The 3943-nt window shown below is 63.8% G+C and carries 7 protein-coding genes; 4 read left to right on the top strand and 3 right to left on the bottom strand.

All coding sequences use genetic code 11. The features are described from left to right. Positions 1-250, bottom strand: a 250-nt coding sequence (locus AC1D1P_RS16760) for an ArsR/SmtB family transcription factor (RefSeq protein ID WP_477673747.1), incomplete at its 3' end; no start/stop codon positions are given. A gap of 266 nt (positions 251-516) precedes the next feature. Between AC1D1P_RS16760 and AC1D1P_RS16765 the strand changes: the two genes are divergently transcribed. From AC1D1P_RS16765 to AC1D1P_RS16775, 3 genes are all read left to right on the top strand, one after another. Further along, positions 517-732, top strand: coding sequence for a hypothetical protein (locus AC1D1P_RS16765; protein ID WP_457279148.1), 216 nt, complete (start codon positions 517-519; stop codon positions 730-732). Between the two features lie 28 nt (positions 733-760). Next, on the top strand, positions 761-1684 hold the full coding sequence (locus tag AC1D1P_RS16770) for a peptidoglycan DD-metalloendopeptidase family protein (RefSeq protein ID WP_477673748.1): 924 nt from the start codon (positions 761-763) through the stop codon (positions 1682-1684). A 214-nt stretch (positions 1685-1898) separates the two neighbouring features. Then, positions 1899-2420, top strand: a complete 522-nt coding sequence (locus AC1D1P_RS16775) for a hypothetical protein (RefSeq protein ID WP_477673749.1) — start codon at positions 1899-1901, stop codon at positions 2418-2420. Positions 2421-2570: 150 nt separating this feature from the next. Here AC1D1P_RS16775 and AC1D1P_RS16780 read toward each other — a convergent pair whose 3' ends face one another. After that, positions 2571-2936: an RcnB family protein gene (locus AC1D1P_RS16780; protein ID WP_477648905.1), complete on the bottom strand. Its 366-nt coding sequence runs from the start codon at positions 2934-2936 to the stop codon at positions 2571-2573. A gap of 176 nt (positions 2937-3112) precedes the next feature. Between AC1D1P_RS16780 and trxC the strand changes: the two genes are divergently transcribed. Further along, a complete protein-coding gene (gene trxC / locus AC1D1P_RS16785) occupies positions 3113-3550 on the top strand; it encodes a thioredoxin TrxC (protein WP_477673750.1) in 438 nt (145 codons plus the stop codon). A gap of 116 nt (positions 3551-3666) precedes the next feature. Here the strand turns inward: trxC and AC1D1P_RS16790 are convergent. Continuing rightward, a partial coding sequence (locus tag AC1D1P_RS16790) for a DUF2242 domain-containing protein (protein WP_477673751.1) occupies positions 3667-3943 on the bottom strand: 277 nt, incomplete at its 5' end.

The following is a 3943-nucleotide window of genomic DNA, read 5'->3' on the forward strand; positions in this document are numbered from 1 at the left end:
GGACGGAGAGCGCCAGTGGCTGGGCGCTGTAATGCGTTTCGCGTCCCTCACGCCTGTCGTCCACCAGCCTTGCCTGCTTCAGGATGCGCAGGTGCTTGGACACCGCCGGCTGCGACACGCCCGCGCGGTCCGTCAGCGCACGCACGGTTTGCGCCCCGTCCTGGGCCAGGCGCTCAAAAATCGCCCGGCGTGTCGGGTCGGCCAGGGCTTTGAAAACTTCGTTGGCTACCTCGTTGGAAACTGGTTGCATGCCGAAAGCATAACCCGATGGTTATTGGTTTGTCAACCTGCCTTGCATCCAGAAAGTGAAAGCCCCGGGATTCGGCCCCTTCAACATGAGCGTGACCTGAGCGTGACCTGAGCGTGACAACCCGTTGCCATCATGGAAGGCAGTTCATGAACGCCGCCATTCAACAATGCCGCCTTTCTCTGACAGACAAACGCTTGCGATGCGTGCCAAATGGGTTTCAAGCGCCGCCGTTGGAGGCGCATAACGACCCCTTCCAGGAGATAGCCATGCCCCAGTTCGCCATGATTACCGGTGACGTGACTTACACACCGGGTGACGGTACGCCCATCGAGATCCCGCGCGTGCGCGTGGAAGTTGCGCTGGAGCCGGACAGCGCCACGCTCAGCTGGGACGCCGGCGACGGTGTTGCCGCCGTCACGGCGATTCCGCGCATCCAGTTTGACGACTACGTGAGCAAAGGAAAAATTACGCTCACGCAGTAAGCGCCGCGGCGCCGCAATAATCGACTCCATGCCTGTCAGCTCCTCACGCTCCACTTTCCTGCCTTTCTTGCCATCCCTGCAGCCCTCCCCGCCTACCCGCCGCTCAGTGCTGCTGGCGGGCGCGGGTTTGCTGGCCTTGCCTGCTTCATGCCTTGCCGCCGCACCCGCAACCACGGGCGTCTGGCCCACCGCGTCGCAGGTTCCCGGCGGCATTGCCCGGCTGCCGCTGGGCCCGGCGGCGGTGCGGCCCGCGGCGCAGGCCGGTGGCGTGCCCTTGCTGGTGCTGGGTGACCCTGCGGGATGGACGGYGCTGGTAGGCATTGCGCTGTCTGCAGAGCCCGGCGAGGCGAGCATCTCGGTGCTGGCTCCTGACGGCAGCCAGCAGCAGCTTGCCTACACCGTGGCGCCCAAGCATTACCTTGAGCAGCGCCTCAAAGTAGCGCCCGGCACGGTAGATTTGTCACCTGAAGACCAGGCGCGCTACGAGCGCGAGCGCGCGCACCAGGAGGTGGTGATGGCCACCTTCAGCGAGCCTTTGCCGCAAACGCCGCTGCGCATGCAGGTGCCGGTGCCGGGGCGCCGCTCCAGCTCGTTCGGGCTGCGGCGCGTCTTCAACGGGCAGTTGCGCAACCCGCACAGCGGCATGGACATCGCCGCCGCCACAGGCACGCCGGTGGTGGCGCCGCTGCCCGGCCGTGTCATTGACACGGGCGACTATTTCTTCAACGGCAACACGGTGTGGCTGGACCACGGCGGCGGCCTGCTGAGCATGATGTGCCACCTGAGTGCGATTGGCGTGGCCGTTGGCGACACACTGAAGACGGGCGAGCGCCTGGGCGCCGTGGGTGCCACAGGCCGCGTCACCGGGCCGCACCTGCACTGGGGCGTGATGCTGAACCGCGCCATGGTGGACCCGGCGCTGTTTCTGGGGGCCCGGGCAGGCAGCGAGTAACTGTGAGCAGTGGCGAGTAGCGGCAGGATAATTATTGGAAAAAGTGGCCAGAACCCAATAGGGCCTTGCGAAAGAAGCTATTAAAAGCATAGCGCCTGCCCGGCGGAAACAGGCGGCAACCGAATCTGGACCGGCCCCTCTAGCCCGGTAGGTCGCACTCACTAGGGAAAACATTGATGATGAATCATTGTTCAACCCCTTTGAAGGAAACACCATGACCGCCAAAAACCTGTCTACCGTTGCAACCGACCTCATCGAGTCTTCCGGCAACACCGCCCGCCACGTGATCAACGCCTACCGCGCCGGCGGCGAGCGCGCAGTCATCCTGCTGGAGCAGCGCTGGAACCRTGCCCTGAAACAGTCGCGCACCGAACTGACAGCCGAAACGGCCAAAAACGCCACGGCAGCACAACTGGCCTTCAGCGTGTACTACACCAAGGGCCTGATGCTGACGACCAACGGCGCACAGCAAGTGGTGAGCCAGCTGGTCAAGGTTCTGGAGAGCGGCGTGGAGCGTGCTGCCGCCAATGCCAGCCTGTTTGAAGAAAAAACCGGCGTGACCACTCTGAACACGCTGGCCCAGGCCACCGCACCGGGCGCCCTGGCACTGAGCAAACTCGCCGCGCAGATCGAGCAGAAGACCGCCCAGCTCGCCAGCAAAATTGCCGGCGACCAGGCCAGCACCGCCAAGCGCAAGACGGCGTTTAGCCAGCGCCGCACCGCCAAGGCTGCCTGAGCATTTCTGAATAAAAGGGGGCCGTAGCCCTTTACCGGCGGGCGCAAGCAGCTATCAAATCAGTAGCGTATTGAAGCAGTGCATTGACCCCAAAAGAAAAAGCCGCCTTTCCAGGCGGCTTTTTCATGCGCGGAATTCTCCGGCTACTGGCTACTGGCCCAGATAGATCTGGAAAATAATGCCGGTGTTGTTGGCGACCAGCACATAGTCGCCGCCGGTTTGCACCCAGTGATAGCCGGGAGGCGGCGCGCTCAGCCGATGGCCGCGCCAGTCGTCTACCCAATAGCCCCGGTCGCGGTATTGCGCCGGCAGGCGGCCACCGCGGTAGAAGTTGTGATCGGGGCCCGCACCACGCCCGCCGGCCTGGGAATGCGGCGGCGGGCCGGCGTGGTGGTGTTTCGCTTTTTTGTGGCCATGGCCGCGGCCGTGGTCGTCATCCTTCCCCTTGGCCATTGCCAGCCCGCTGAAAGCGAGGGACGCTACCGCCAGGGCGGTCATCAAGGTTCTGGTTTTCATGTGGATCCTTCTCTTTGTAGTGAAACTTGATTGTTCGCCCGCAAGAGGCCGGCACGCGTAGGAAAAGCGCCTGTTCACGGCGCTTTACCCGGCGTTTGCACGGATTTAACGCCGCCACCCGGCCAGGCGACCTCCGCCGCGCTTGAAATGCCGGCCACGGCCCCCAGTTGCGCCTGATGACTGACCCCCTCCACATCGTCTGCCCGCACTGCCACACCACCAACCGCGTACGCGCCGACCAGCTGGGCAGCGAGCCAACTTGCGGCAGCTGCAAGAAGGCGCTGTTTACCGCGCATTCCGCCGCGCTGGACGAAGCCGCATTTGACAAACACATCAGCCGCAACCAGATTCCGGTGCTGGTGGACTTCTGGGCGCCGTGGTGCGGGCCGTGCCGGCAGATGGCGCCGGCCTACGAGCAGGCGGCAGCGCAGCTGGAGCCGCAGGTGCGTGTGGCCAAGGTAGACACCGAAGCGGTGCCCAACCTGGGCGCGCGCTTCAACATCCGCAGCATTCCCACGCTGGCCTTGTTCAAGGGCGGCCGTGAAGTGGCGCGCCAGGCCGGCGCCATGGGTGCGGCCGACATCGTGCGCTGGGTGCAGGGTAATTTACGCTGAGACCATCAGCCGGTGCTATGCTTTTTATAGCTGCTTTCGCCCGTCTGTATTAGCCTTCTGGCACTTTTCCCAATAATTTTGCGCACCCGCGCCGGGGGCGCGTTCACTGCGCTCAATCAGTCGAGCGCGGCGTCCGCCACCAGGTAGCGCCTCACCAGGTCAAAAAAGCGGTCGTAAAAATCATCGGCGGTGATGGTTTCACTGCCTACCTTGACCATGGACTCATTGCTCGACGTGAAGGGCAGCGAGACGGAGCCGATGGCGCCCACACCCAGGCTGGCGGAGTTGTTGGTCTTTTTCATGGCGTAGCTGTCCTGCAGGGCCGTGACAAAACCCAGGCTCACTTTTCCATCGGGCGTCTCGKGGGCGCACACCACGCGAACCACCATTTGC

The organism is Polaromonas sp. P1_E1_2, from assembly GCF_056406035.1.